Annotated in this window: 21 protein-coding genes and 2 pseudogenes; 15 read left to right on the top strand and 8 right to left on the bottom strand. The window is 69.0% G+C overall.

All coding sequences use genetic code 11. The features are described 5' to 3' along the window. Window positions 1-23: 23 nt before the first annotated feature. Window positions 24-398 carry a hypothetical protein gene (locus tag ACYVO6_RS18360; protein WP_461062469.1) on the bottom strand — a complete coding sequence of 125 codons (375 nt, stop codon included), beginning with the start codon at window positions 396-398 and terminating at the stop codon, window positions 24-26. Window positions 399-501: 103 nt separating this feature from the next. Between ACYVO6_RS18360 and sigJ the strand changes: the two genes are divergently transcribed. Next, window positions 502-1,419 carry an RNA polymerase sigma factor SigJ gene (gene sigJ, locus ACYVO6_RS18365; protein WP_461062470.1) on the top strand — a complete coding sequence of 306 codons (918 nt, stop codon included), beginning with the start codon at window positions 502-504 and terminating at the stop codon, window positions 1,417-1,419. Window positions 1,420-1,609: 190 nt separating this feature from the next. On the opposite strand, the pseudogene ACYVO6_RS18370 reads toward sigJ, so the two are convergent. Beyond that, a pseudogene (locus ACYVO6_RS18370) lies at window positions 1,610-2,904 on the bottom strand (RNA-guided endonuclease InsQ/TnpB family protein). Window positions 2,905-2,955: 51 nt separating this feature from the next. On the opposite strand from ACYVO6_RS18370, the pseudogene tnpA reads away from it, so the two are divergent. Further along, window positions 2,956-3,357: pseudogene (gene tnpA / locus ACYVO6_RS18375) on the top strand (IS200/IS605 family transposase); the annotation flags it as partial. 59 nt (window positions 3,358-3,416) lie between these two features. Here tnpA and ACYVO6_RS18380 read toward each other — a convergent pair. Genes ACYVO6_RS18380 through ACYVO6_RS18390 form a run of 3 tightly spaced genes read right to left on the bottom strand, consistent with a single transcriptional unit; the run spans window position 3,417 to window position 5,490 of the window. Beyond that, window positions 3,417-3,737, bottom strand: a complete 321-nt coding sequence (locus tag ACYVO6_RS18380; RefSeq protein ID WP_461062471.1) for a VOC family protein — start codon at window positions 3,735-3,737, stop codon at window positions 3,417-3,419. A gap of 44 nt (window positions 3,738-3,781) precedes the next feature. Further along, the gene (locus tag ACYVO6_RS18385) at window positions 3,782-4,516 is read right to left on the bottom strand and encodes a response regulator (RefSeq protein ID WP_461062472.1); all 735 of its coding nucleotides are present in this window, start codon (window positions 4,514-4,516) and stop codon (window positions 3,782-3,784) included. Continuing rightward, a complete protein-coding gene (locus tag ACYVO6_RS18390) occupies window positions 4,513-5,490 on the bottom strand; it encodes a sensor histidine kinase (protein WP_461062473.1) in 978 nt (325 codons plus the stop codon). The genes ACYVO6_RS18385 and ACYVO6_RS18390 overlap by 4 nt, the downstream gene beginning before the upstream one ends. A gap of 148 nt (window positions 5,491-5,638) precedes the next feature. Here ACYVO6_RS18390 and ACYVO6_RS18395 point away from each other — a divergent pair, with 148 nt between their 5' ends. From ACYVO6_RS18395 to ACYVO6_RS18405, 3 genes are all read left to right on the top strand, one after another. Continuing rightward, on the top strand, window positions 5,639-6,397 hold the full coding sequence (locus tag ACYVO6_RS18395) for an ABC transporter ATP-binding protein (protein ID WP_461062474.1): 759 nt from the start codon (window positions 5,639-5,641) through the stop codon (window positions 6,395-6,397). Next, window positions 6,394-8,712, top strand: a complete 2,319-nt coding sequence (locus tag ACYVO6_RS18400; protein WP_461062475.1) for an ABC transporter permease — start codon at window positions 6,394-6,396, stop codon at window positions 8,710-8,712. Before ACYVO6_RS18395 ends, ACYVO6_RS18400 begins: the two co-directional genes overlap by 4 nt. Before the next feature lie 546 nt (window positions 8,713-9,258). Then, window positions 9,259-10,059: an LLM class F420-dependent oxidoreductase gene (locus ACYVO6_RS18405; protein ID WP_461062476.1), complete on the top strand. Its 801-nt coding sequence runs from the start codon at window positions 9,259-9,261 to the stop codon at window positions 10,057-10,059. A 190-nt stretch (window positions 10,060-10,249) separates the two neighbouring features. On the opposite strand, the gene ACYVO6_RS18410 is transcribed toward ACYVO6_RS18405, so the two are convergent. Next, window positions 10,250-11,722, bottom strand: a complete 1,473-nt coding sequence (locus ACYVO6_RS18410) for a glycoside hydrolase (protein ID WP_461062477.1) — start codon at window positions 11,720-11,722, stop codon at window positions 10,250-10,252. 191 nt (window positions 11,723-11,913) lie between these two features. Here ACYVO6_RS18410 and ACYVO6_RS18415 point away from each other — a divergent pair, with 191 nt between their 5' ends. Beyond that, entirely contained in the window at window positions 11,914-13,926 is a 2,013-nt protein-coding gene (locus ACYVO6_RS18415) for a GDSL-type esterase/lipase family protein (protein ID WP_461062478.1), read from the top strand. A 142-nt stretch (window positions 13,927-14,068) separates the two neighbouring features. Beyond that, entirely contained in the window at window positions 14,069-15,088 is a 1,020-nt protein-coding gene (locus ACYVO6_RS18420) for a TerC family protein (RefSeq protein ID WP_461062479.1), read from the top strand. A gap of 94 nt (window positions 15,089-15,182) precedes the next feature. On the opposite strand, the gene ACYVO6_RS18425 is transcribed toward ACYVO6_RS18420, so the two are convergent. Beyond that, window positions 15,183-15,707 carry an SgcJ/EcaC family oxidoreductase gene (locus ACYVO6_RS18425; protein WP_461062967.1) on the bottom strand — a complete coding sequence of 175 codons (525 nt, stop codon included), beginning with the start codon at window positions 15,705-15,707 and terminating at the stop codon, window positions 15,183-15,185. Between the two features lie 431 nt (window positions 15,708-16,138). Between ACYVO6_RS18425 and urtA the strand changes: the two genes are divergently transcribed. The 8 genes from urtA to ACYVO6_RS18465 all read left to right on the top strand — a co-directional run bounded on the left by urtA (window position 16,139) and on the right by ACYVO6_RS18465 (window position 22,886). Next, window positions 16,139-17,362 carry an urea ABC transporter substrate-binding protein gene (urtA, locus tag ACYVO6_RS18430; protein ID WP_461062480.1) on the top strand — a complete coding sequence of 408 codons (1,224 nt, stop codon included), beginning with the start codon at window positions 16,139-16,141 and terminating at the stop codon, window positions 17,360-17,362. Between the two features lie 67 nt (window positions 17,363-17,429). Next, window positions 17,430-18,326 carry an urea ABC transporter permease subunit UrtB gene (gene urtB / locus ACYVO6_RS18435; protein ID WP_461062481.1) on the top strand — a complete coding sequence of 299 codons (897 nt, stop codon included), beginning with the start codon at window positions 17,430-17,432 and terminating at the stop codon, window positions 18,324-18,326. Then, the gene (urtC, locus tag ACYVO6_RS18440) at window positions 18,323-19,450 is read left to right on the top strand and encodes an urea ABC transporter permease subunit UrtC (RefSeq protein WP_461062482.1); all 1,128 of its coding nucleotides are present in this window, start codon (window positions 18,323-18,325) and stop codon (window positions 19,448-19,450) included. Before urtB ends, urtC begins: the two co-directional genes overlap by 4 nt. Further along, on the top strand, window positions 19,447-20,232 hold the full coding sequence (gene urtD / locus ACYVO6_RS18445; protein ID WP_461062483.1) for an urea ABC transporter ATP-binding protein UrtD: 786 nt from the start codon (window positions 19,447-19,449) through the stop codon (window positions 20,230-20,232). Before urtC ends, urtD begins: the two co-directional genes overlap by 4 nt. Then, entirely contained in the window at window positions 20,232-20,924 is a 693-nt protein-coding gene (gene urtE, locus ACYVO6_RS18450) for an urea ABC transporter ATP-binding subunit UrtE (protein ID WP_461062484.1), read from the top strand. The genes urtD and urtE overlap by 1 nt, the downstream gene beginning before the upstream one ends. Before the next feature lie 156 nt (window positions 20,925-21,080). Next, complete coding sequence (locus ACYVO6_RS18455) at window positions 21,081-21,530, top strand: SPW repeat protein (RefSeq protein WP_461062485.1); 450 nt, start codon at window positions 21,081-21,083, stop codon at window positions 21,528-21,530. Between the two features lie 143 nt (window positions 21,531-21,673). After that, window positions 21,674-22,246, top strand: coding sequence for a GNAT family N-acetyltransferase (locus ACYVO6_RS18460; RefSeq protein WP_461062486.1), 573 nt, complete (start codon window positions 21,674-21,676; stop codon window positions 22,244-22,246). A 70-nt stretch (window positions 22,247-22,316) separates the two neighbouring features. Further along, complete coding sequence (locus ACYVO6_RS18465) at window positions 22,317-22,886, top strand: nucleoside/nucleotide kinase family protein (RefSeq protein WP_461062487.1); 570 nt, start codon at window positions 22,317-22,319, stop codon at window positions 22,884-22,886. Between the two features lie 47 nt (window positions 22,887-22,933). Here ACYVO6_RS18465 and ACYVO6_RS18470 read toward each other — a convergent pair whose 3' ends face one another. Continuing rightward, window positions 22,934-23,722 carry a GNAT family N-acetyltransferase gene (locus ACYVO6_RS18470; RefSeq protein ID WP_461062488.1) on the bottom strand — a complete coding sequence of 263 codons (789 nt, stop codon included), beginning with the start codon at window positions 23,720-23,722 and terminating at the stop codon, window positions 22,934-22,936. Between the last annotated feature and the right edge of the window lie 134 nt (window positions 23,723-23,856).

Raw genomic sequence — 23,856 nt, forward strand, 5'->3', positions numbered from 1 at the left:
CCCGGCGGGCCCCGTATCGGACCTTAGCGCCGGGCCAGCGCCAGCACACTCAGACCGAACATCAGGACACCCAGGGGAAGATGGACCGACGGGACGTGCGCGATGCCGAGCACGACCTGGACCGAGGCGAGTACGAGGAAACCTGACGCGTGCCAGACAGGCCGGGGCGAGCCGCCGCCCGGCTTCCACGCCAGCACCGCCGCGAGCACGTACAGCATCGACGCCCCGTACATCACACGGGCTCCGACACTGTGCAGGATCTCTCCGTAGGACGAGGTCAGCAGCAGTCCGGCGGAGGCCGCCTGAAGGAAGATGGTCAGGGTCTGCAGGGCGATCGCGATCTGCAGGAACGAGGAGCCGCGCTGTGCGTTCGCCGTCGCCGTCACCTGAGTGGCCATGTCACAGTCCCCTTTTCCCGCCCTCGGGCAGTAGATCGATAAGGTCTCACCAGCCCGACGACGCGGGCCTGCGAAAGGTAAGGCGAGGGGGGCGGCCGGAAGCATGGGCACTGTCGGGACCAGCGCAGATGAGATAGCCGGCGAGCGACGCCAACTGATCAATGTCGCTTACCGGTTGCTCGGCTCGGTAACCGAGGCCGAGGACGCCGTACAGGATGCCTACGCACGCTGGTACGGGCTGCCACGAAGCCGGCAGGAGGAGATCCTGTCCCCCGGCGCCTGGCTCACGACGGTGACCGGCCGCATCTGCCTGGACCTGCTCGGCTCGGCGCGGGCTCGCCGTGAACGCTATGTCGGCGCGTGGCTGCCCGAGCCGCTGCCCGACCGCACCGAGTGGGACCACGCGGGCGGCGCCGACCCCACCGGCCCTGCAGACCCCGCCGACCAGATCGTTCTGGACGAGTCGGTGGCCATGGCCTTCCTCGTCGTCCTGGAGTCGATGACGCCCGCCGAGCGGGTGGCGTTCGTCCTGCATGACGTCTTCCGGTACCCCTTCGCCGAGATCGCCGACGTTCTCGGCCGGACCCCTGCGGCCTGCAAGCAGCTGGCGGCCTCCGCCCGGCGGCGGGTGAGCGTCGCGCGTGCTCCGGTGACGGCGACCGGCCAGGCCGACGTGGTGAGGCATGTCAAAGAGGCCTGGGAGACCAAGGACATCGCAGCCCTCGTCGGTCTCCTCAACCCGGCCGCCGTGATGACCGCCGACGGCGGCGGCATGGTCGGCACCGTCCTTCGCCCGGTCGAGGGCGGCGCGCGCATCGCCCAGTACATGGTCGCCATTGCCGACAAGGCTCCGGGGCTCGAACTCCTGGAGCGGTCGGTCAACGGTGTGCCGGGCCTGGTGGCCCAGCGTGCCGGCGTCGTCATGACCGTAGCCTCGTTCGACGTCTCCGACGGGCGTGTCACCCGGATCTGGGCGGTCCGCAACCCGGAGAAGCTGCGGCCGTGGGCGCGGGAGAGCTAGTCGGCCCTCGCTCGGCAGAGCGTGCAGTCGCCTTTTCCCAGGGGATCCCGGTGCGCAGCACGAACAGGATGGGAGTTCTAAGCCGGGGCTCCCCCCGAAGCCGATCTCGTTGCCGTCGGGTCGCGGTACAGCGCCTTGCGCACGCCGTTGGATTGAAGCTCTCTCCCGGATGAATCCGGGAGATTCCTGCCTACCTTGCGGTGGCGGGTTTGACGCCGTGCGAAGCGCGCCTGACGACTGCCCTCCCGGCAGCCGGGACGAGCGCGTGGCCCGTCCGGTATCGGTGAAGCACGGTGCGGGCGGCGTTGGTGTCGGCGTTGCCTTCCCAGCCGCACGCGGGGTTGTTGCACACGAACTCGGCCTGGTTCCTCCGGCTGCCCAAGGTCACCGTGTGGCACTGGGCGCATTCCCGGGAGGTGCCCGGGGCGGGGACCTCGGCCAGGAGTCCGCCCCGGCGGGCGAGCTTGTAGGCCAAAAGGTGCACGGTCCGTCCCCAGGCTTCGCCGAGGATGGCCCGGTTGAGTCCGGCCTTCTGCGCGACCTGCCTGCCCGGCTGCTCGGCGGTGCCCTTTGCGGACTTGGTCATGTTCGTGATGTGCAGTGCTTCGACGACCACCGTGCCGTACGTGTCGGCGATGGCGGTGGTGGTTTTGTGCTGCCAGTCCTCGCGTCGGCGCTTGGCTGTCGCGCGGATACGAGCGATCCGGTCGTAGGTCTTGCTCAGGCGGTGGCTGGTGCGCTCGCCCTTCTTGCGGTGGCTCTTGCGGCGGGCCGCTCGCTGCTCACAGTGGAGCAGGCGGGCTTCTTCCTTCTTGCTGAGCCAGGGGCCGTGTTCGGCGGTTTCGCCGTCGGACAGGGCCAGCGGGACGGTGATCCCGGCGTCGATGCCGACCTCCGGGCCCAGATGCGGGCCGGGGCGGGGGCCAGGGTGGTGACGCGGAAGGCGATGTGCCAGCCCAGGGCGTCCTTGACCAGCCGCGCCCCGCTGATCTTGTTGCCGTTGTCCGCGTGCTTGCCGACGGGGAGGTCTTTGGTCCAGCGGAAGCGGACCCGGCCGAGCCTGGGGATGCTGACCATGCCCCACCGGCGGTGCACCCGCACCACGTGCAGGTCGCGGCCCTGCGGGATGTCGATGCTCATCCTCGTGCGGAAGCGGGCCTTGAACTCTGGTGCCCGGGCCCGGCCCTCCCAGCAGTTCTTCCACGCCTGGAAGTAGGTTTTCAGCACCGCCTGGGCGGCCTGCGCGGGCAGCACGCCGAGCCAGTCCAGCTCCCTGCGGCCCTGGCGGATGACCGTGTCGGCCGCCGCCAGGGTCCGCTTGGCCTTCGGGAGCATCCTCCACCAGTCGTGCAGCAGGTTCCAGGTGGTGCGCGCCGCATGCCCTTGTGCGTCCAGGACCGTCACCTGGGCAGGGTCGAGCGCCAGCCGGGCACGATGCCCGAACTGCCGCTTCACCAGCCCTTGCCGACTGTCCTGTTGCCCCATGGGCGTCGACGCTAGCGGTGGTTTACGTCACCTCGCTGGAAGCCGAACACAGAGGTCAGAACCGGTCGTCATGTGGTCTGCAACCTCCATGTCCACTTGGTGTTTGTGACCAAATACCGTCGTGGAGTGTTCACGGAGGCGATGCTGGACCGGCGCGAGGAGATCATGCGGGAAGTCTGCGCGGACTTCGAGGCCGAACTGCATGAGTTCAACGGCGAACACGACCATGTCCATCTCCTGGTGCACTATCCGCCCAAGGTCGCCCTGTCGAAGCTGGTGAACTCCCTCAAGGGAGTCTCCTCACGCCGCCTGCGCCAGGAGTTCGAACCCCATGTGCGCCGCTATCTGTGGGGCGGTCGCTTCTGGTCCGGCTCCTACTTCGCCGCCTCCTGCGGCGGAGCACCCCTCACCGTCGTCAAGCAGTACATCCGGCAGCAGCAACGCCCGACCTGACCACGCTCACTCCGGCTCCGCCGGAATGCCGCCCCGACGCTCCGCGCCGGTCCAGGACATCACCAGACGCTGCGGCGCTCCGCTACGACCGGATCGGCTTCACCTCCGCCGTGAACGGCGGAGCACCACCGATGAACTCGGTAGGTCTCCCGCTTCACGGGCTCGAGCCCGCGCTCGGCGATCTGCGCGACGCGGGCGTCGAAATCCTCGACGAAGATCGTCTGGATGCCGTGACCGGCGTGCTCGACGTTCTGCTCGATGGCCACAAAACGGCGCTCGGCGAGTTCCCAGACGGCTTCCGTGTCGGATGCGATGTAGGTCGGCTCCCCCAACAGCCGCGCGTACCAGTCTTTCGCGGCTTCGTAGTCGCGGACGTACATTCCGGCGAACAAGTCGAGTGGTATCCGGTCATGCTAAGTGCCTGTCAAGCGCCCGGGGACACGAGCCCGGTTTCATAGGCGAGGACGACGGCCTGGGCACGGTCGCGGAGGGCGAGCTTGGCGAAGATGCGAGCGACGTGGGATTTCACGGTGGCTTCGCTGAGGGTCAGCTCGGCGGCCAGTTCGGCGTTGGAGAGACCGCGGCCCAGGAGGGTGAGGACTTCGAGCTCCCTGGGAGTCAGGGCGGCGAGGTCGCGGTGCGGGGGCGCCGGTTCGGTGCTTCGGCACTCATCGTTGCCGTCGGCACTGCGCCCACGTTCGCCTCCGGCACCGCGCCCACGTTCGCCTCCGGCAAAACGCTCGACGAGGCGCCGCGTGATCGAAGGGGCGAGCAGGGCATCGCCCGTGTTGACGAGGCGTACGGCGGCGGCGAGGTGCTCGGGGGTGACGTCCTTCAGCAGGAAGCCGCTCGCGCCCAGGGCCAGGGCCTCGTACACGTAACGGTCGAGGTCGAAGGTGGTGAGCATCAACACCCGGCATTCCGGGGCCTGTTGCAGGATGAGCCAAGCCGCCTCCAGGCCGTCCATGTTGGGCATCCGGATGTCCATGAGAACGACGTCCGGCCGCAATTCGCGCGCCGCCGCCACCGCCTCCGCTCCGTCGGCCGCCTCGCCGACGACTTCGATGCCACGGGTCGTCAGGATGAGCCGGAATCCCGTACGAATCAGGGTCTGATCGTCGGCGACGAGGACGCGCGGGGCACGCTCGACGGCGCTCATGGGCGGTCCAGCGGGATACGCGCCCGCACGCGGTAGCCTCCGCCGAGGCGCCGTCGCGCATCCAACTCGCCCCCGTACACCGCGACCCGCTCACGCAGCCCCAACAGCCCTCGCCCCGTACCATCCCCACGCCCGACCGACCCGGTCCGCGGAGGCGCGGACCCGCCGACGCCCGCTTTGCCGATCCGCCTGTCCGTGCCACCGGCGCCCGAACGTCCGGTCTTCTCACCCGGCCGTGCCCCAGTCAGCACACTGGGTCCACTGTTCAATACCTCCACCCGGAGGGAGTGGTCGGCGTAGCGTACGGTTACTTCGGCCTCTCCGCCGTCGCCGTGTTTGAGGGCGTTCGTCAGGGCTTCCTGGACGATTCGGTACGCGGTGACGTCGATCCCGGTGGGCAGGGGGCGGGGCTCGCCGGAGATGCGTACCTCTACGGGGAGCCCGGCGAAGGCGATCCGGTCGACCAGCCGGCTCAGCGCGCTCAGGCCGGGCTGGGGCGCCAGGCCCGGGCCGACCGCCACGACGTCACCGTCCCCGCCGTCCCAGCCGCCCTCGTCGTCGCGCACCCCGTCGCCGCTCTCCTCGTCCTCGCCGCTCTGCGACGGTGCCAACACGCCCAGCAGGTGCCGCAGTTCGGTCATCGTGGAGCGGCCCGCGTCCTCGACGGCCCTGATCGCCGCCTCGGCCTCGTCGGGCATGGTCTTCAGTACGTCGCGGGCGGCCCCGGCCTGCACCACCATGAGGCTGACGTTGTGACTGACGATGTCGTGCAACTCGCGGGCGATACGGTCCCGTTCGGACCGTACGGCACCGCGGGCCGCGCTCTGCCGCTCCCGCTCGAGCAACCAGCCCTGTTCCTCCACGGCTCTGCGGTACCGGCGCCGCGCCCGCAGGAACGCCACACCCAGCCACGCGGCGGCGGCACACGCCACCACCAGCGCCGCGACAAGCCGGCCCACCCCCGACGACCACACACGCTCACCTTCGCAGAGCGGCCCGCGATGCGCATCATCCTCCGGATGCAGGCGCCTGCATCCCTGGGACGAGACGAGCCGAAAGAGGCCGGGGTTTGCCATCCGGGGACGGATGTCCGGGCGGGCCCGCCGCCTTACCGTCCTGTTCATGGTCACAGGAGAGAGCACGGGTACGGGAGAGGTCGTCGTACGGCTGGACGGCGTTCGCAAGGAGTACGGCGAGACGGCGGCGCTGGACGGCGTATCGCTGGAGATCCGGGCCGGGGAGGCGGTCGCGGTGATGGGGCCGTCGGGCTGCGGCAAGTCCACGCTGCTCAACATGATCGCGGGGCTCGACCGCCCGACGTCCGGGACGGTCCTCGTGCACGGCGAGGATGTGGGGACGCTCGGCGAGAAGGCGCTGGCACTGTACCGGCGCCGCCGGATCGGTATGATCTTCCAGTTCTTCAACCTCATCGACGACCTGTCGGCCCTCGACAACGTCGCGCTGGCCGCCCAGCTGACCGGAACCCCGGCCGCGCAGGCCCGCATGCGCGCACTGGAACTGTTCGACGAACTCGGCATCGCCGACCGGAAGAACGCGTATCCCGCGGTACTCAGCGGCGGCGAACGCCAGCGCGTCGGCGTCGCCCGCGCCCTGATGAACCGGCCCGCCCTGCTGCTGGCCGATGAGCCGACCGGCGCGTTGGACAGCCGGGCCGGCGAGCAGGTGATGGATCTGCTGCTCGACCTCAACCAGATAGGCCAGACACTGCTGTTGGTCACGCACGACGAACGCCTCGCGCAACGCTGCGCGAGTCGGCTGGTCGAGCTGGCGGATGGCCGCGTGGTCGGGGAGCACACCCTGGATGAGAACGACGAAAAGACTCCTGCACACGACGCGAAGCCCCTGGGACGGACCGCGTGAGCGCCGTGTGGCGGGCCGCACGTGGGGCCGTACGCCGTCGCAGGCTGCAGACGTTCGTCATCGGTCTGGTCGTCCTGATGTCCACGGGGACGATCGTCGTCGCGCTGGGCCTGGTGGACGCCGCCTCCGCCCCCTTCGACCGCGCCTTCGGCAAGCAGCGCGGCGCCCACGCCGTCGCCACCTTCGATCCCGACAAGGCCTCGGACGCCCAACTCGCGCGTACGGCCCGGCAGCCGGGCGTCGACGCCGCCGCGGGTCCCTTCCGGCAGGCCGTGCTGGAGCTGCCCCGGAAGACTGCCTCGTCGTTCGGGCTGGGCACCGGCGTCACGGTCGTCGGCCGTGCGGGGCCGGGTGGTCCAGTGGACCGGCTGGATCTCTGGGTCGGCCGCTGGGCCACCCGGCCTGGCGAGATCGTGCTGAACAGGGACCTGGGCTGGGGAACGGACCAGCTGGGCAAGAAGATCGAGGTACCCGGCGGCCCGAGCCTCACCGTCGTCGGATACGCGTTCACCCTGAGCCGGTCTGCCGACGCCTGGGTCGCGCCCGGTCAGATCGCGGCTCTGCGTCCGACCGCCACGCAGATGCTCTTCCGGTTCGAGGACTCCTCGACGGAGGGCGGGATCCGCTCGGGCTTGTCCGCCGTCACCGCCGGCCTGCCGCCGGACTCGCTGACGGCCGCGCAGTCATACCTCACCGTCAAGCACCAGATCGGCAGTTCGGCCCGCGCCTACGCCCCGTACCTCATGGCCTTCGGCGTCCTGGGGATCGTGGTGGCGGTGCTGATCGTCGCCAACGTGGTGAGCGGCGCGGTCATTTCGGGTTTCCGGCACATCGGGATCCTCAAGGCCATCGGCTTCACGCCCGGTCAAGTGGTCGCCGTCTACCTGGCGATGGTGTCCGTTCCGGCTGTCGTCGGCTGCGTACTCGGCACCGTCATTGGCAATGCCCTGGCCCGGCCTCTGCTGGAGTTCGCCTTCACGGGGCCCGACGCGGGAGTGATGCGCGACAGCGTCGGTGGCGTCCCGGCCTGGGTGAACGCCATCGCTCTGCTGGGTCTGCCGTCCGTCGTCGTTCTCGCCGCGCTCGTCCCCGCGCTGCGCGCGCACCGGATGTCCGCGGCCCGGGCGATCAGCGCGGGCAGCGCGCAGCGCACCGGGCGCGCGCTGCGGATCCAGCGCCGACTGGCGAGCAGCGGGCTGCCGCGGTCGGTCAGCCTGGGCCTTGGGCTGCCGTTCGCCCGCCCGGGCCGCAGCGCGCTCACGCTCGCGGCCGTCGTTCTCGGGGTGACCACCGTGACGTTCGCGACGGGCCTGGCCACGACGATGACCCGGTTCGGGAGCGTGGGCGAAGGCGACTACCAAGTCGTGGTGTACCTCGGGAACTTCAAGGACGGCAGAGAGATCGACCCGGAGCGCGGCGACCTGGACCTCCACTCGCTCCTGCGCTCCCTTCCCGGCGCCACCGAGGTGACCGCCCGGGGGTACGCCGAGGCGCGCGTCGCCGGGTACCCGCGAGGGGCGGACGTCGAGGGACGGCGGGGAGACCGGCCCGCCATGGGCGACGTACTCGTCGAGGGACGGTGGATGCGCGACACGGACGAGATCGTCGCTCCGACTCCGTTCCTGCGCGAGCGCGGCCTGGAGGTCGGTGACCGCATTCTTCTGGAGAAGGGCGACCGTCGGGAACGCGTCACGGTCGTCGGCGAGGCCTTCGGCGGCAACTCCCGCAACATATACGCGAGTTGGGCGACGATGACGGCCTTGGCGCCGCAAGAGGAGGCTATCGCCTATCACGTCAAGCTCGCTCAAGGCACGGACACGGACGCCTACATGGCCGCGGCCCGGGCCGCCGACCCCGGCCTCAACCCGACGGCGAACGGCCCGAACGCCGTCACCCAGACCATCGTCGGCTCGGCATCGGTCCTCACGCTGATGCTGGCCGCGGTCGCGTCCCTCGGCGTCTTCAACACGGTCGTCCTCAACACCCGCGAGCGCCGCCGCGACCTGGGCATGCTCAAGTCCATAGGCATGACGCCGCGCCAGGTGACGGTGATGATGGTGTCCTCGATGGCGGCCCTGGGCGTGGTCGGCGGACTGCTCGGCATCCCCCTGGGCATCGTCGGCCACCACTTGATCGTCCCGGAGATGGCCGACGCGGTGGACCTCGCCCTCCCCGCGTACATGACGGATGTCTGGCAGCCCCTCTCCCTCACCGCCCTGGCCTTCGCTGGCCTCACGATCACCGGCCTGGGCGCCTTCATCCCGTCCCGCAGGGCGGCCAGGCTCACGATCGCGGAGGTACTCCACAACGAGTGACGTAGTGACGCAGAGGGGAGGACGCGGGTCGCGATGGCGCACGGCGACCGGCCCGCGACACGGTGAACGACAGCAGGAAGCGGTGCCGGTCCACGTCGGCGGCAGGCCGCCCCGGGCGGGGGAAAACCCGCATTCCGGCCTCGGCACCGGCTGCCCACCCTGGCCGCACGTAGCGAGCCCGGCCGTCACGGTTCACTCCGGCACCACCTGCTGCTGCGCCCGTACGCGGCGACTGCGTGGCCGTGAGCTTCGGGCGCGAGGAATGCGAGAAAAATCTTGTTTGGGGGGGTTACGTATGCTATGGACCGCGCTAAACTGAAAGTGCCTACGGGACGAGCGAGGGAGTTCGACCGGAGTAGCCGACTTCGGCGGAAAGCTTCGGCTTCCGCTCGGGCCGACTACGACTGTCGGGCTGAGAGGCTGAAAGGTCGAGAGACTGGACGGCGACCCCTAGAACCTGATCCGGACAATGCCGGCGCAGGGAGCCCGTCTCGTAGGTCTTTTGTGTGCCCTGCGCCCGCGGGCGGCGCCGTACTACGGCGAGCCATGGATGTCACCGTGGTAGCCGCAGCCCGTGAGGACGACAGCCCGACGGATGAGCCCCTCCGTATCGCGATGGTGGCCGACCGGCTCGGATACGGCGAGGTGTGGGTCGGCGAAGGGCCCACGTGGGACGCGTTCGTCCTCGCGACGACGATCGGCCTCGCCACCGATCATGTCGCGCTGACCGCCGGGCCGGTCCCGGTCTCCGTCCGCGATCCGGTGACGATCGTGCGGGGCGCCGCGGCAGTCGCGGCCGTCGTCGGCCGGCCGGTCGGAGTGGCCCTCGGCGCCTCCAGTGTCCGGGTTGTCGAGGGAGTGCACGGCAGGTCGCGCGCCCGGGTCGCCACCGTGCTGGCCGAGAGCGCCGAGGCCGTACGGGACCTCATGCGGCGCGAGCCGGGCGAGGAGTTCACGCCCGGCAGCGGCTTCCGGCGACGGCTGCCGCCGCCCGGAGGAGCACTCACGGTCGCGGCGTTCGGCGACCGTGCCATCGCCGTCGCGGCGGAGCATGCCGACCGGATGGTGCTCGACGTGGTCTCCCCCGGACAGGTCGGCGAACTCCGCGCCAAGCTGGACGCCGCGGCGAAACGAGCGGGCCGTACGCCGCCCCGGCTGGCCGCCTGGCCGCCGGCGGCCGTGGATCCGACGCCCGAATCCCGTACGCAGATCATGCGCAGTCTCGTCGGTTACCTCACCGTCCGCGGCTACAGCGACATGTTCACCGCGGCCGGATTCGGCGAAGCCGTGGAGCTGGCCCGCACGGGCGCCGACTCGCGGGACCCTGCTGGCCGCGCTGCCACCTGAGGCCGCGACGACGGTCGGCCTCGTCGGCGACGTCGACGCGGTCCGCTCACGTATGGACGCCTACGCGGCGGCCGGACTCGACGAGATCGCGCTCGTCCCCGCGACCAGTAGCGATCCCGGAGGCGAGCGCACACTGACGGCGCTGGCTACGTGACCGGGCGCAGCGCCTCGGGCTCCGCCCGGCACTGCCTCACACCGCCACGCCGTCCACCTGAAAGGTCTGCACCGTGCCCGCCCCGAACGGCACCCGCAGCAGCTTGCCGCTGAGGTACGTGTCCGCGCGTTCCGTGTAGAGGTCACCGCCCCCTGCGGTGACCGTGTTCCAGCGGCGGACCAGGCCGCCCGTGCCGCCGGTCACCGTGCCGAAGCGGGAGAGGTCGAACGTGAGGGTCTGGGCCGCGCCCGTGTTGACGGCCACGATGACCAGGCGTCGGGCCGTCGTGTCGAGGGCGGCCACGGCGTAGCCGACGCCCGTGTCGAGGATCGTCATGCCGGGGCGGATGTGGCGGCTGAACTGGGCCATCACGTAGTACTTCGTCTGGACGGCGCCGGCCTGGAGCGTGTTCTCGTCGTAGTGGATCATCGCCCAGCCGGCGGACGGGTCCATCACCTGCCAGTAGCACCAGGCCGTGGGGTGCAGCCAGCGGAAGTCCAGGCACAGGTTGCTCGCCATGGTGAGGCCGGTGCCGTCGCTGTCGCCGTACTCGGAGTTCCACAGCTGCTTGCGCGCCGTGGTGACGACGTCGGTGTAGAGGAGGTCGCGTCGGCCGCCGGAGCCCTGGTAGCCGTGCACGTTGACGCGGCTGACCAGCCCCTTGGTCGACGAGCTGAACGAGTTCCATGTCGTACGCGCCAGGTCGTAGCTGGTCTCGTCGGAGGCGGAGATCCGCGTACCGGTCAGGCCGCGTTTGTCGAGTTCGCTGCGCAGGTGCGGGAGGACGGCCGACTGGACCGTGGCGTCCATGTGGCAGCCCTCCTGCCGTCCGGTGGCCGTCCACCAGTTGGAGGAGGGCTCGTTGAACGGGTCGACGGTCGCGAAGTTCACGCCCCAGTTGTTCTTCGCGTACAGGGCGGTGGCCGCCAGGTGGGAGGCGTGCTGGCGGTAGTTCCAGGACTGGAGGTTGTTGCCGCCGTCGGCGGCGCCCGAGGGGTTGTGGTTGAGGCACATCCACCACATCGGGGAGTTGGCGAAGAGCTCGCTGACCGCGCCTCGGCTGGTGGCCTTGACGAGGGCGGCGCGCTGGGGGGCGTCCGCGGACCATTTCCAGGCGGAGGAGGCCGGGTCCTCGTTGTTCCAGTCCTGCCAGAAGCCCTCGATCTGCTTGAAGCGGGGGATGTTGGGCGAGGCGACCATGCTCGCGCCCTCCACGCTGTTCCAGCTGCACGCGCCGAGGTTGTAGCGGGCGATGTTCAGGCCCAGACCCGGCAGCGTCCGGCCGTTGTAGGCGACGGACTTGGTGGTGAAGAAGGCGTCGGCGAAGTCGTCGCGCGCCCCGAACACGTTCGCCCACCAGGCAAGGGAGGTGCCCCAGCCGTCCCAACGTCCATACGTCGTACCGGGGTTGACCGCGATGGTCGCGTCGGCCCGTGCGGTGCCCGTCGCCAGGGCACTACCGAGGAACGTACCGCCCGCCGCAGCCAGTACTGCCCTGCGTCTGATCATGGGGAGCCCCTTCTGTCGCGCTCATGCCACGCGTCTGCTGAAGGATGAGCCGCAGCCGTAGGGCTTGTCGAGAGTCATGACAGCGCTTTCTATTGGGCTCGTCGGATCCCTTGACGCTCACCCGTTTCATTGCTTCTCTCGAAAAGCTGCCACTGGGAGCGCTCCCACCCCTTCGGTTGAAAGGGAACTCCGTGCAGACCACCCCCCACCTGCGCACACTGTGCCGCCGAGCCAGACGCGCGCTGCAAGCCGTCCTCACCGTCGCTCTCGTCGCCTGCCTGCTGTCCTGGGCGGGCAGCGGCTCCCCCGCGGGGGCCGCTCCGGGCGACGGCTCGGTGTCCGATCCCAACATCGTCTATGTCGGGCGCTGGGACACCAGCTCCGGCACCGCGGCCACCCCCCACTGGAGCGGCGCCTACCTGCAGACGTCCTTCACCGGCACGACGGTGCAGGTCAAGGCCCGAGACGCGGTCAACTTCTACGTCAGCATCGACGGCAAGCCCGACGTCTTCCACGCCGGCGTACGCGGAACCGTGAACCTCACTCCCCAGCCGCTGCCCGCGGGCACCCACACCCTGCGCATCTCCTACCGCTCCGGCGACACCGTCTTCCAGGGCCTGGTACTGGACTCCGGCGCACGCACGGTCGCTCCGGCCACGCCGTCCGGGCTGATCGAGTTCGTCGGCGACTCCATCACCGCGGGCGCCCTCACCGACCGGCTCGCGCTCGACTCGTACGCCTGGAAGACCGGCGAGCAGCTGAAGATGCGGCACACCCGGATCGCCCGCGCCGGCTACTGTCTCGTCGCCCAGTCCGGGTGCACCGGTCTGAGCGGCCAGTTCTTCAGGACAGGCAGCACCGGCAGCCAGAACTGGGACTTCTCGCGTTACGCAGCGAGCGCCGTGGTCATCAACCTCGGCACCAACGACATCGGGCACGGCGTGACCGGTGCCGCATTCCAGTCGGCGTACACCACGTTCCTGCGCGACATCCGCGCCAAGTACCCGAACGCCGCCCTGTTCGCGGTGCAGACGCTCAAGAAGCGGTACGTCACCGAGACCAAGGCCGCCGTCAGCGCCCGCAACAACTCCGGTGACGCCAAGGTGCATTACGTCGACACCACGGGCTGGCTCACCGACGGCGCCGACTACGAGGACGGCAACGGGCACCCCAACGAGGCGGGTCACAGCAAGTTCGCCAGTCGCCTCGCACCGGTCATCAGCTCCCGGCTGGGCAGCGCCACGGCCAGTCCCGTGAAGGCGGCGGCTCCTGGCCAACCCGGCGATCCCAACATCAAGTTCGTCGGGCGTTGGGACACGCAGAGCTCCAGCAGCCTCTACACCCCGTACTGGGCGGGCGCGTACTACCGGGTCGGCTTCACCGGCAGGACCGTGCAGCTGAAACAGCGGAACACGATCGACTTCTGGGCGCGGATCGACGACGGGCCCGTGAAGTTCTACGACGACGTCAAGGGGACGGTGAACCTGACTCCGTCGGCGCTGTCCGCCGGGAACCACACCCTCCAGGTCAACTACCAGGTGGTGGCGGGCTCCTATCGCGGCGACGCCGTGTTCCAGGGGCTGGTCCTCGACAGCGGAGCGACGACCTTCGCACCGCCGGCGCCGGGCAAGCTGATCGAGTTCGTCGGCGACTCGATCACGGTGGGTACGACGTCCTCGCAGAACGCCCGTACCGCGTATGGCTGGTTGATCGGGGAACGGCTCGGTGCCGAGCACACCCAGATCGCCCAGGGCGGCGCCTGTCTGGTCGCCGCGGCGGACGGATGCGTGGGCCTGGAGCGGCAGTTCAGCAAGCTCAATCCCAACGCGTCGACCCCTGACTGGGATTTCGGCCGCTACCGGGCGGACGCGGTCGTCATCAACCTCGGCACCAATGACGTGGGCCACGGGGTGAGCGCCGCGCAGTTCCAGTCGGCGTACAGCAGCCTGCTACGCAAGGTCCGTGCCGCTTATCCGCAGGCCTGGATCTTCGCGCTGGAGACCTTCCGCGGACGGTTCGTCCCGCAGACCGAGGCGGCCGTGAAGGCGGCTGTCGACGGCGGCGACTTGCGGGTCTCCTTCGTCGATACGACGGGCTGGCTGGGCTCGGGCGACCTCACGGACTCGGTCCATCCCAATGACCAGGGTCACCGCGCGATCGCCGACAGGCTCGCACCGGTCATCGCGGCCAGAATCGGCGGCTGACCACCGAAGCAGGACCAGAGCAGGACAAGGAGTCCCAGGTCACAGCGATGCGCCACCCGTTCCGAAGGATGAGCGGGGCGTTGCCAAAACGCCCCGCTGGTGAGAATGATTCTCACGAGCAATCCTCCGGAGGAAACGAACCGTGAACGTAACTCTCAATATCTGGTTGCTGACCGTCGCAGCCCTGTGTGTGCTCATCGCCGTGGATTTCTTCATCGGGCGCAAGCCGCACGAGGTGTCCATCAAGGAGGCCGGCATCTGGTCGGCCGTGTGGATAGCCCTGGCCGTGATCTTCGGGCTCGGCGTGGCGGTGTTCGGCGGCGGTCAGCCGGCCGGTGAGTTCTTCGCGGGATTCATCACGGAGAAGTCGCTGAGCGTCGACAATCTCTTCGTCTTCGTGCTGATCATGGCGAAGTTCTCGGTGCCGGCCAAGTACCAGCAGCGGGTGCTGATGGTCGGTGTGCTGGTGGCGCTGGTGCTGCGTACGATCTTCATCGCGGCCGGCGCGGCGATCATCTCGACCTTCTCCTGGGTCTTCTACATCTTCGGCGCCTTCCTGATCTGGACCGCGTGGAAGCTCGTCCAGGACGCCCGCCATGACCAGCACGAGGAGGAGTACGAGGAGAACAAGCTGCTCAAGGCCGCCGAGAAGCGCTTCGGCGTCGCCGACCGCTACCACGGCACCAAGCTGTTCATCGTGGAGAACGGCAAGCGCGTGATGACCCCGATGATGGTGGTCATGCTGGCGATCGGCTCCACGGACGTCCTGTTCGCGCTGGACTCGATCCCCGCGATCTACGGTCTGACCGAGGACCCGTACATCGTCTTCACCGCCAACGCCTTCGCGCTGATGGGCCTGCGCCAGCTGTACTTCCTCATCGGCGGCCTGCTCAAGAGGCTGGTCCACCTCAGCTACGGTCTGTCGATCATCCTCGGCTTCATCGGCGTCAAGCTGGTGCTGCACGCGCTGCACGAGTCCGGCGTGCACGTGCCCGAGATCTCCATCCCGTTCTCGCTCGGCTTCATCGTCCTGGTCCTCGCCGTGACGACGGTGACCAGCCTGCGCGCCTCGAAGAAGCAGGCGCTCGCGGAGGAGGCAGCGGCAGCAGAGCGGAAGGCGGACGACTCCGGGACCGCGAGTCAGCCGGACCGCACTGCCTGATCCGGTGACGCCCCGGGCCGCGTGCCGGAAGTCGCTTCCTCAAGCCTTGCGACTCCCGGCACGCGGCCCCACGCCGAACGGCACGGCGTGAGGATCAGCTCGCTGGCGGCACCACCGAGGAGTGGTGGTTGACGATCAGCCACTTGCCGTCGCGCTTCTCGTACTCGAAGGTGTAGCGGGCCTCGAGGGTGCTCTTCTTTCCGGTCTCCGGGTCGGTGATGTGGAACTCGTACAAACCGGCGTCTATCGCCGAGTTGCCGTCGAGGACGTTGATGACGGTTCTGAGCTTCTCGCCCTTGGGCTTCTTGAGCAGGAAGTGCTCGAAGTAGTCGGCGATCTCGTCATGGTTGGTACGGATCTTCGGCGAGGCGGTGGGCAGCAGCACCGCGTCCGGGGCGTACCGGTCGGCGACCTTCTCGGAGTCGCCGGTCTGCAGGGCCGCGTTCCACTGGTCGAAGAGAGCGGCGATCTGCCCCTTGCTGGCCTTGGCCGCGGGCTTGTGCCGGGCGCTCGGCTCCTGTTCCGGTGAGGCGACGCTGATGCCCGCCGCGACGGTGCCGGCGACGGCCAGTCCCGCGATCGTGTAGACCGCTGCGCGCGTGCGTATCTGACGCTTCATCATGACTCCTGTTTCTAGAGGTTTCTGGGCCGATGGGAGCGATCCCACCCTTGCCGATCACTGGCAAAGGACGAGGCAACACATGGCCTGCACATGGGCAAGGGCAGGCCAAAACACGAACGGCGATCATGCGAACACGGCAGGTGTAGGGGCAGCGGCGGCATCCAGGGGCACCGGCACCGCCGACGACTCGGGCATCGACGTGGTGCCGGTGTCATGGGAATCCCTCGGGTGAATCGTGAATTCCTGGAACGAATTCCACCTCCGGGCATTTTTTGTTTCCCCTGAGAGCCGGAAGATACAGACGGGACCGTTGAGCGAAACACCTCGGAAACGAGTCGACTTGAAGCTGTGGTCCGCACTTCACGAGCTTGTCCTCATTGGACGAGGGGGTTCATTTGTCCAGCGGTTCCAGTATTTTCCGACGCCGGATGGTGGCGGGCGCCGCCGCACTCGCGGCTGCCGTCGCGCTGTCCGCGTGCGGCGCAAAGACCGACGCGGGCGGCTCGTCCGACAAGGCGGCCAAGGCGGACACCAGCGGTGACACCGTCAAGGTCGGCCTGCTCAACTCTCTGTCCGGCACGATGGCGATCAGCGAGGTGACCGTACGCGATTCGCTGAAGCTGGCGATCGACGAGATCAACGCCAAGGGCGGTGTGCTCGGCAAGAAGATCAATCCGATCAGTGAGGACGGCGCCTCCGACTGGCCCACCTTCGCGGAAAAGGCGAGCAAACTCATCCGTGAGGACCGGGTCGTGGCCACCTTCGGCTGCTGGACCTCAGCGAGCCGCAAGGCCGTGAAACCCGTCTTCGAGAAGAACAAGTCCCTGCTGTTCTATCCCGTGCAGTACGAGGGGCTTGAAGAATCCCCGTACATCTTCTACACGGGTGCCACCACCAACCAGCAGATCGTGCCGGCGCTCGACTACCTCAAGAGCCAGGGCAAGAAGTCGATTTACCTCGTCGGCAGCGACTATGTCTTCCCGCGCACCGCCAACAAGATCATCAAGGCGTATGCGGCGGCCAACGGCATGAAGGTGCTCGGCGAGGACTACGCGCCGCTGGGCTCCACGGAGTTCAGCACGATCGCCAACAAGGTGAAGGCGTCGAAGGCCGACGCGGTCTTCAACACCCTCAACGGCGATTCGAACGTGGCCTTCTTCAAGGAGTACAAGTCCGCGGGCCTGACCGCCACGAGCATGCCGGTGGTCTCGGTGTCGATCGCCGAGGAAGAGGTCAAGTCGATCGGATCGCAGTATCTGGCGGGCCAGTTGACGGCCTGGAACTACTACCAGACGACGGCGGGCGCGGCGAACGCCGAGTTCGTGAAGGCGTACAAGGCCAAGTACGGCCAGGACAAGCCGACCAGCGATCCGATGGAGGCCGCGTACACCTCGGTCTATCTGTGGAAGGCGATGGTCGAGAAGGCCAAGTCCTTCGACCCGGAGAAGGTCAAGGCGGCCTCGGACGGCATCACCTTCGACGCCCCTGAGGGCAAGGTCACCGTCGACGGGGCGTCCCAGCACATCTACAAGACCGCCCGGATCGGCAAGATCGGCACCGATGGGCTGATCGAGCAGGTGTGGGACTCCGGTAAGGCGATCAAGCCGGATCCGTATCTGAAGGGCTACGACTGGGCCTCCGGCCTCTCCTGATCACCCGTCACGCGGGGGCCTCGCGCGAGGCCCCCGCGTCCCGCCGCCTTCTCCCCGGAGCCGCCGTATGACCGTGATCCTCGGTCAGACCTTCACCGGCATCAGCATCGGTGCCGTACTGCTGCTCATCGCGCTCGGTCTCTCGCTCACCTTCGGCCAGATGAACGTCATCAACATGGCCCACGGCGAGTTCATCATGGCCGGCGCCTACACCACGTACGTCCTCCAGAAGTCCATCACCAGCGCCGGTCTGTCGCTGCTCGTCGCGCTGCCCGTCGCCTTCCTGGTCGCGGGAGCGCTCGGCGCGCTGCTGGAGTGGCTGCTGATCCGCCGCCTGTATCTCCGCCCGCTCGACACGCTGCTCGTCACCTGGGGTGTCTCGCTGATGCTCCAGCAGCTCGCCCGGGACATCTTCGGCGCGCCCAATGTGCAGACCCGTGCGCCCGACCTGCTCACCGGGAACATCACGCTCATCGGCGGCGACGATCCGCTCACGGTCGCCAACAGCCGTCTGTTCATCCTGGGGTTGGCGATCGCGGCGGTCGTCGCGCTGTCGCTGACGCTGCGGATGACCTCGCTGGGACGCCGGATCCGAGGCGTCGTACAGAACCGCGACCTCGCCGAGGTGTCCGGCATCTCCACCGAACGCGTGGACCGGACGGCCTTCTTCATCGGATCCGGACTCGCCGGAGTCGCGGGCGTCGCGCTGACGCTGGTCGGTCCAATCGGTCCCACGATGGGCACCAACATCATCATCGACGCCTTCCTGGTGATCGTGGTCGGCGGCATCGGACAGCTCAAGGGCACCGTGATCGTCGCCTTCGCGCTGGGCGTCCTGCAGTCCGTTCTCGAGTACTCCACCACCGTCAGCGTCGCGAAGGTGCTCGTCCTCGTGGGCATCGTCGCGTTCCTCCAGTGGCGGCCCCAAGGGCTGTACACCCTGCGCACGAGGAGCCTCGTATGACCGACTCTCGTCTGCCCCTTCTCAAGGGACGCTCCGCTCTCAAGGGACGCTCCGCGCGGGCCTGGGCCGGTTTCGCCGCGGCGGCCGTGGCCCTGTTCGCCCTCGCGCCGCTCGCCCTCTCCGACTTCCGGCTCGGGCTGCTCGCCAAGTACCTGTGCACCGCGATGGTCGCCGTCGGCATCTGCCTCGCCTGGGGCCGCGGCGGACTGCTCACGCTCGGGCAGGGCGTCTTCTTCGGGCTCGGCGGCTACGCCATGGCGATGCATCTGAAGATCGCCGACGCCGGGCCCGGCAACCTCCCCGACTTCATGCAGCTGTACGGCACGGCCACCGAACTCCCGTGGTGGTGGCAGCCGTTCGCCAACCCCGTCTTCGCGCTCGCCGCGACCGTACTGCTGCCGATGCTGGTCGCCGCGCTGCTCGGCTCGTTCATCTTCCGCCGCCGGGTCAAGGGCGCGTACTTCGCGATCCTCAGCCAGGCGCTCACCGCCGCCTTCGCGATCTGGCTCATCGGCCAGCAGGCCACCACCGGCGGCACCAACGGACTCACCGACATCCAGGGCTTCTTCGGCTACGACCTCAACGACCCCGTCAACCAGCGGATGGTGTACTTCATCATCGCCGCCGCCCTGCTGCTCCTGATCGCCCTCGCCCGGCAGCTGATCCACAGCCGGTACGGCGAACTCCTCGTCGCCGTACGGGACTCGGAGGAGCGGGTGCGCTTCCTCGGATACGACCCGGCGAACGTGAAGCTCGTCGCGTACGTCGTCGCGGCCGGTATGGCCGGGCTCGCGGGCGCCCTGTTCGTGCCCGCGGTCGGCATCATCTCGCCCGCGATGATCGGGATCGTGCCGTCCATCGAGTTCGTCATCGGCGCGGCGGTCGGCGGCCGGGCGAGCCTGGTCGGCGCGGTGCTGGGCGCGATCGGTGTCGCCTGGGCCAAGACGGCGCTGTCGGAGGAGTTCCCGGCGGCCTGGACGTACTTCCAGGGGCTGCTGTTCATCGTGGCCCTGGCGTTCCTGCCGGGCGGTCTCGCCTCGCTGGTGGGGATGGTGCGGCGGCGCAGGGCGTCGCATGCGAGTGAGGAACCATCGCCTGCCCTTCCTGTGGGAGAAGCAGCATGAGTGAACTCTCGGGTCTTCGGATACAGCAACTGCGGGTGTCCTTCGACGGGTTCAAGGCCGTCGACGGCGTGGACCTGGACGTCCAGCCGGGCGATCTACGCTTCCTCATCGGGCCGAACGGTGCGGGCAAGACGACGCTCGTCGACGCCGTCACCGGTCTGGTGAAGGCGGAGGGTTCGGTGCTCTTCGGGGATGAGGAGCTGCTCGGGCACAGTGTGCACAAGATCGCGCGGTCAGGCATCGGTCGTACGTTCCAGACGGCCACGGTCTTCGAGGAGTTGACCGTCCTTCAGAACCTGGACATCGCGGCGGGCGCCGGGCGCGGGATGCTGACGATGCTACGGCGCCGCAAGGGCGTTCCGGAGTCCGTCGCACGGGCGCTGGAGACGGTGGGGCTCGCGGAGCTCGCCGACAGCCCGGCCGGGACCCTCGCGCACGGGCAGAAACAGTGGCTGGAGATCGGCATGCTGCTCGTGCAGGACGTACGGCTGCTGCTGCTCGACGAGCCGGTCGCGGGGATGAGCCATGACGAACGGCAGGCCACCGGTGAGCTGTTGGAGCGGATCAGCGAGGAGCGGACCGTGGTCGTCATCGAGCACGACATGGACTTCATGCGGTCCTTCGCGCGCAGCGTCAGCGTGCTGCACGCGGGCAGGGTGCTGAGCGAGGGAACGGTGGCCGAGGTGCAGGCGGATCCCAAGGTGCAGGAGGTCTACCTCGGGCACGCCGCCGCCGGGGACGCACTCGACACCGCGGCCCCCGCGGCCGTACAGGAGGCGTGATGCTGGAGATCGACAACGTCCACGTCGGCTACCACCGCGGCACCGTCCTGCACGGGCTGTCGGTCGAGGTGCCGAAGGACGGCGTGGCCGCCGTGCTCGGGCACAACGGCGCCGGCAAGAGCACCCTGCTGCGGGCGGCCGTCGGACTGCTCTCCCCGTCCAGCGGTGTGGTCCGCTTCGACGGCGAGGACGTCACGCGCCGCAAGCCGCATGAGCGTGTGGCGCGCGGCATGGCGTACGTACCGCAGGGTCAGCAGGCCTTCCCCCACCTCACGACCGCCGAGAACCTTCAGCTGGTGGCGGACGGGCGCAGGCGCGGCAAGGCGGCGATCGCGGAGGCGCTGGACCTGTTCCCAGCGCTGCGAACGCTGTCGAACCGGCGGGCGGGGCTGCTCTCGGGCGGTCAGCGGCAGCAGCTGGCCATCGCCCGGGCCCTGGTCACCGAGCCTCGACTGCTGCTCCTCGACGAACCGACCGAGGGCATCCAGCCGTCGGTCGTGGCCGAGATCGAGGAGACGATCCTCGCGCTGGCCGCCCGTGGCGGGCTCTCGGTGCTCCTGGTCGAGCAGCATGTGGGGTTCGCGATGCGGGCGGCGCAGCGGTACTTCGTCCTGGAGGCCGGGCGGGTCACCTCGTCCGGTGCGGGCGGGAAGGAGTCGGTGGCGGCGGTGCGGGAGGCGCTCAGCGTGTGAGGTCCGGCCTGGCTCCCGAGCATCTGCCCCGCCAGCCCCTCAAGGCTCGCCGACCACTACACATAAGGATGAAATAAGCGCAGAATGAGAATATGCGGTACTTACCGCATACCGCACCAGAGCGGTCGGGCCTGCAGAGAACAAAGGAGACGAGTCATGGCCGACGTCTCACGCACCAGAGGTGACATCACCACTCACCCGGACGTAGGCGAGATGCGGGACCGTTATGCCCGCATGCTTGATGGTCGCGATGTGGCGCTCGTGGACGGGCCGGTGTTCCTGCTCGGTCTGTACTGTGCCACCTCACCGTGGATTCTCCACTTCACTACAAGCCAGCCCTTCCTCGTGACGCACAACCTCATCATGGGTATCGCGATAGGCCTGCTGGCACTCGGATTCACCAGGGCCCCGGAGCGGATGTACGGCCTGAGCTGGGCCATGTGCGCCATAGGTGTGTGGATGATCATCTCGCCGTGGATCGTGGGCGAGAGCCCGGACGCGGGCGTGATCGTCAACAACATCATCATCGGCGGTCTCGCCGTGGTGCTGGGGGCCGTGTGCGCGGCCGTATCGGCGAAGAGCACGAAGCGCACACCGCGGGCGTAGGAGCAGGCGTAGGAGGACATCTGCACGGATGAGGGCGGAAGGCCGGTCCGCGCGTACACGTCGCGGGCCGGCCTCCGTACGAGGTCTCCGTACAGGCCTGCGGCTCCCTTGGCCGCCCACGCAGTGTGCGGCATGATCCACGTATGGACATCCGACCGACGCTTGCCCTGCCGCCAGGACTCCGCCTCGAAGGGGACGGGATCCGGCTGCGCGAGTGGTCGACGGACGATGTGCTCGCCCTGGTCAAGCTGTACGACGACCCCGAGATGGCCCGCTGGACGCCCGTGGCCTCGCCGTTCGACATTCCGGCGGCTCACACGTACCTCGCCGAGGCGTTCGCGGCGCGCGCTCAGGGGCGCAAGGCGCAGTTCGCGATCACCACGGACGGTGTCGTTCCGCGCGGTGAGGTCCTGCTGTTCCGCAACCAGGCGGACGAACGGGACGTCGAGCTCGCCTACGGCGTCGGCGCCGCCCACCGCGGTCAGGGCCTGGCCTCCAGAGCCGTACGCCTCGTATCGGACTACGCCCTGCGCCACACCGGCGCCCGGCGCGTGGTCCTGTGCATCGAGGAGAGCAACACGGCGAGCAGGGCGGTCGCGCGGGCCACCGGGTTCACCCTCGTCGACACCGAACCCGTCCTGCGCATGTCGAGGGGACGGGAGGTCCCCCTGCAGACCTGGGCCCGCACCAGCCACACCGGACAGCCGACCGACTGACGGACCGACCGGGTGGCTGCTCGGCGAATCTCGGTCGCGCGACGTACGTCCGGTCCGGCACGCTGCTCGCATGGGTCATGCGGAGGTTCTGCTCATCGGTGGGCGCGCGGGGGTCGGCAAGTCGACGGTGGGCTGGGAGATTTCGGACCGGCTGAGGAGGGCGGAGGTCGCTCATGCCCTCGTCGAGGGCGACCTCATGGGGCAGGTTCATCCGGCGCCGGAGGGCGACCCGCACCGGGCCGGGATCACTGAGCGGAACCTGACGGCGGTCTGGGGAAACTTCGCCGAGCTCGGCCATCGGCGCCTCATCTATACGAACACCCTGAGCGTGCTGGCCGAGGCCACCTCCATCTTCGAGCGTGCGATGGGAGCGGACGTGCGGATGATACGAGTGCTTCTCACCACCACCGATGCCACTGCCGCCGAGCGGCTGGCGAGGCGGGAGGTCGGCTCGGAGCTGGCGCGGGAGCTGAGGAACAGCGCGTACAAGGCACGGTTGCTGGACGAGCGTGCGCCTGCGGGCACCGTGCGGGTGGTGACCGACGATCGTTCCGTGGTCGACATCGCGGGCGAGGCGCTGGACGCCACGGGGTGGCTCGTGGACGGGACCGGAAGTGCGCTCACCACGGGGCACTCATAGGGACTGGATCGAGTGGCTGATCCAGATCGGCCTCGCGACGCTGGGCGTCAGCGCGCGGCGTACTCGTACGGCGTCGTCGTGGTCAGCGGTGTGAAGCCGAGTCGGCCGAGGATGGGGCGGCTCTGGTCGGAGGCGTCGACCTGGAGGTAGCGGTAGCCGCGGTCGGCGGCGATGCGGGCCCGGTGGGCGACGAGGGCGTGGTAGATGCCGCGGCCACGCCAGGCCGGGACGGTGCCGCCGCCCCACAGGCCCGCGAACCTGGCCCCCGGCGTGAGTTCCATGCGGGCCGAGCTCACCGGCACGTCGCCGGCGAGGGCCACGACGGCGACGACCGTGTCCGGGTCCGCGTCGAGCTGGGCCAGCAGCTGGTGACGGAGCCCGGAGCTGTCCGTGCCGAAGGCCTGCTCGTGTACGTCCACCATGAGGTCGACGCCCGCGCGGTCGGTGACGGGGCGGAGTTCGATGCCCTCGGGTGGCTCGGCGTCGAGGCGCAGCTCACCGCACTCTGCGATCATCAGCGTCTCCTCCGGCTCGGGGGTGAACCCGGCCGTACGCAGCCGCCCACCCAGGTCCGCCGGCCGGTCATGCCCGTACAGCTTCCACTCGAAGTCGCGGCCGAGGCCCGAGAAGTACCGCACCTGCTCGGTGATCACCGCGTCCACGTCGGCCTCTGCCAGTTCCGACAGTTCCGACCAGAGGACACCGCTCCAGCCCTGCTCGGATCCGACCTGCCGCACGACCGAATCGGCACGCTCCACCACAGCGCCAGGGCCGTCGGGCCGCGCTCCTTCGCGCATGTCCCGGTCGAACAGGGCCAGTACCTCTGCATGATCCATGCCAGCACTCCACCATGCATGGGCCGACCGGGCAACGGAATTCAGTGCCCGGCGGAGGCCGTGCGGGCCCGGGGCAGGTTTCAGCCATCGGTATCTGCTGAGCCAGGTGTGAACGCCTTGTACCACCGCGCCGT

This window comes from Streptomyces pseudoechinosporeus, from assembly GCF_054783935.1.

What these genes read in the sequence shown, in the direction of transcription:
- ACYVO6_RS18360 (WP_461062469.1), bottom strand. Translation starts at nt 398, where the DNA reads ATGGCCACTCAGGTGACGGCGACGGCGAACGCACAGCGCGGCTCCTCG.
- sigJ (WP_461062470.1), top strand. Translation starts at nt 502, where the DNA reads ATGGGCACTGTCGGGACCAGCGCAGATGAGATAGCCGGCGAGCGACGC.
- ACYVO6_RS18380 (WP_461062471.1), bottom strand. Translation starts at nt 3,737, where the DNA reads ATGTACGTCCGCGACTACGAAGCCGCGAAAGACTGGTACGCGCGGCTG.
- ACYVO6_RS18385 (WP_461062472.1), bottom strand. Translation starts at nt 4,516, where the DNA reads ATGAGCGCCGTCGAGCGTGCCCCGCGCGTCCTCGTCGCCGACGATCAG.
- ACYVO6_RS18395 (WP_461062474.1), top strand. Translation starts at nt 5,639, where the DNA reads ATGGTCACAGGAGAGAGCACGGGTACGGGAGAGGTCGTCGTACGGCTG.
- ACYVO6_RS18405 (WP_461062476.1), top strand. Translation starts at nt 9,259, where the DNA reads ATGGATGTCACCGTGGTAGCCGCAGCCCGTGAGGACGACAGCCCGACG.
- ACYVO6_RS18410 (WP_461062477.1), bottom strand. Translation starts at nt 11,722, where the DNA reads ATGATCAGACGCAGGGCAGTACTGGCTGCGGCGGGCGGTACGTTCCTC.
- ACYVO6_RS18425 (WP_461062967.1), bottom strand. Translation starts at nt 15,707, where the DNA reads ATGAAGCGTCAGATACGCACGCGCGCAGCGGTCTACACGATCGCGGGA.
- urtA (WP_461062480.1), top strand. Translation starts at nt 16,139, where the DNA reads ATGGTGGCGGGCGCCGCCGCACTCGCGGCTGCCGTCGCGCTGTCCGCG.
- urtB (WP_461062481.1), top strand. Translation starts at nt 17,430, where the DNA reads ATGACCGTGATCCTCGGTCAGACCTTCACCGGCATCAGCATCGGTGCC.
- urtC (WP_461062482.1), top strand. Translation starts at nt 18,323, where the DNA reads ATGACCGACTCTCGTCTGCCCCTTCTCAAGGGACGCTCCGCTCTCAAG.
- urtD (WP_461062483.1), top strand. Translation starts at nt 19,447, where the DNA reads ATGAGTGAACTCTCGGGTCTTCGGATACAGCAACTGCGGGTGTCCTTC.
- urtE (WP_461062484.1), top strand. Translation starts at nt 20,232, where the DNA reads ATGCTGGAGATCGACAACGTCCACGTCGGCTACCACCGCGGCACCGTC.
- ACYVO6_RS18455 (WP_461062485.1), top strand. Translation starts at nt 21,081, where the DNA reads ATGGCCGACGTCTCACGCACCAGAGGTGACATCACCACTCACCCGGAC.
- ACYVO6_RS18460 (WP_461062486.1), top strand. Translation starts at nt 21,674, where the DNA reads ATGGACATCCGACCGACGCTTGCCCTGCCGCCAGGACTCCGCCTCGAA.
- ACYVO6_RS18465 (WP_461062487.1), top strand. Translation starts at nt 22,317, where the DNA reads ATGGGTCATGCGGAGGTTCTGCTCATCGGTGGGCGCGCGGGGGTCGGC.
- ACYVO6_RS18470 (WP_461062488.1), bottom strand. Translation starts at nt 23,722, where the DNA reads ATGGATCATGCAGAGGTACTGGCCCTGTTCGACCGGGACATGCGCGAA.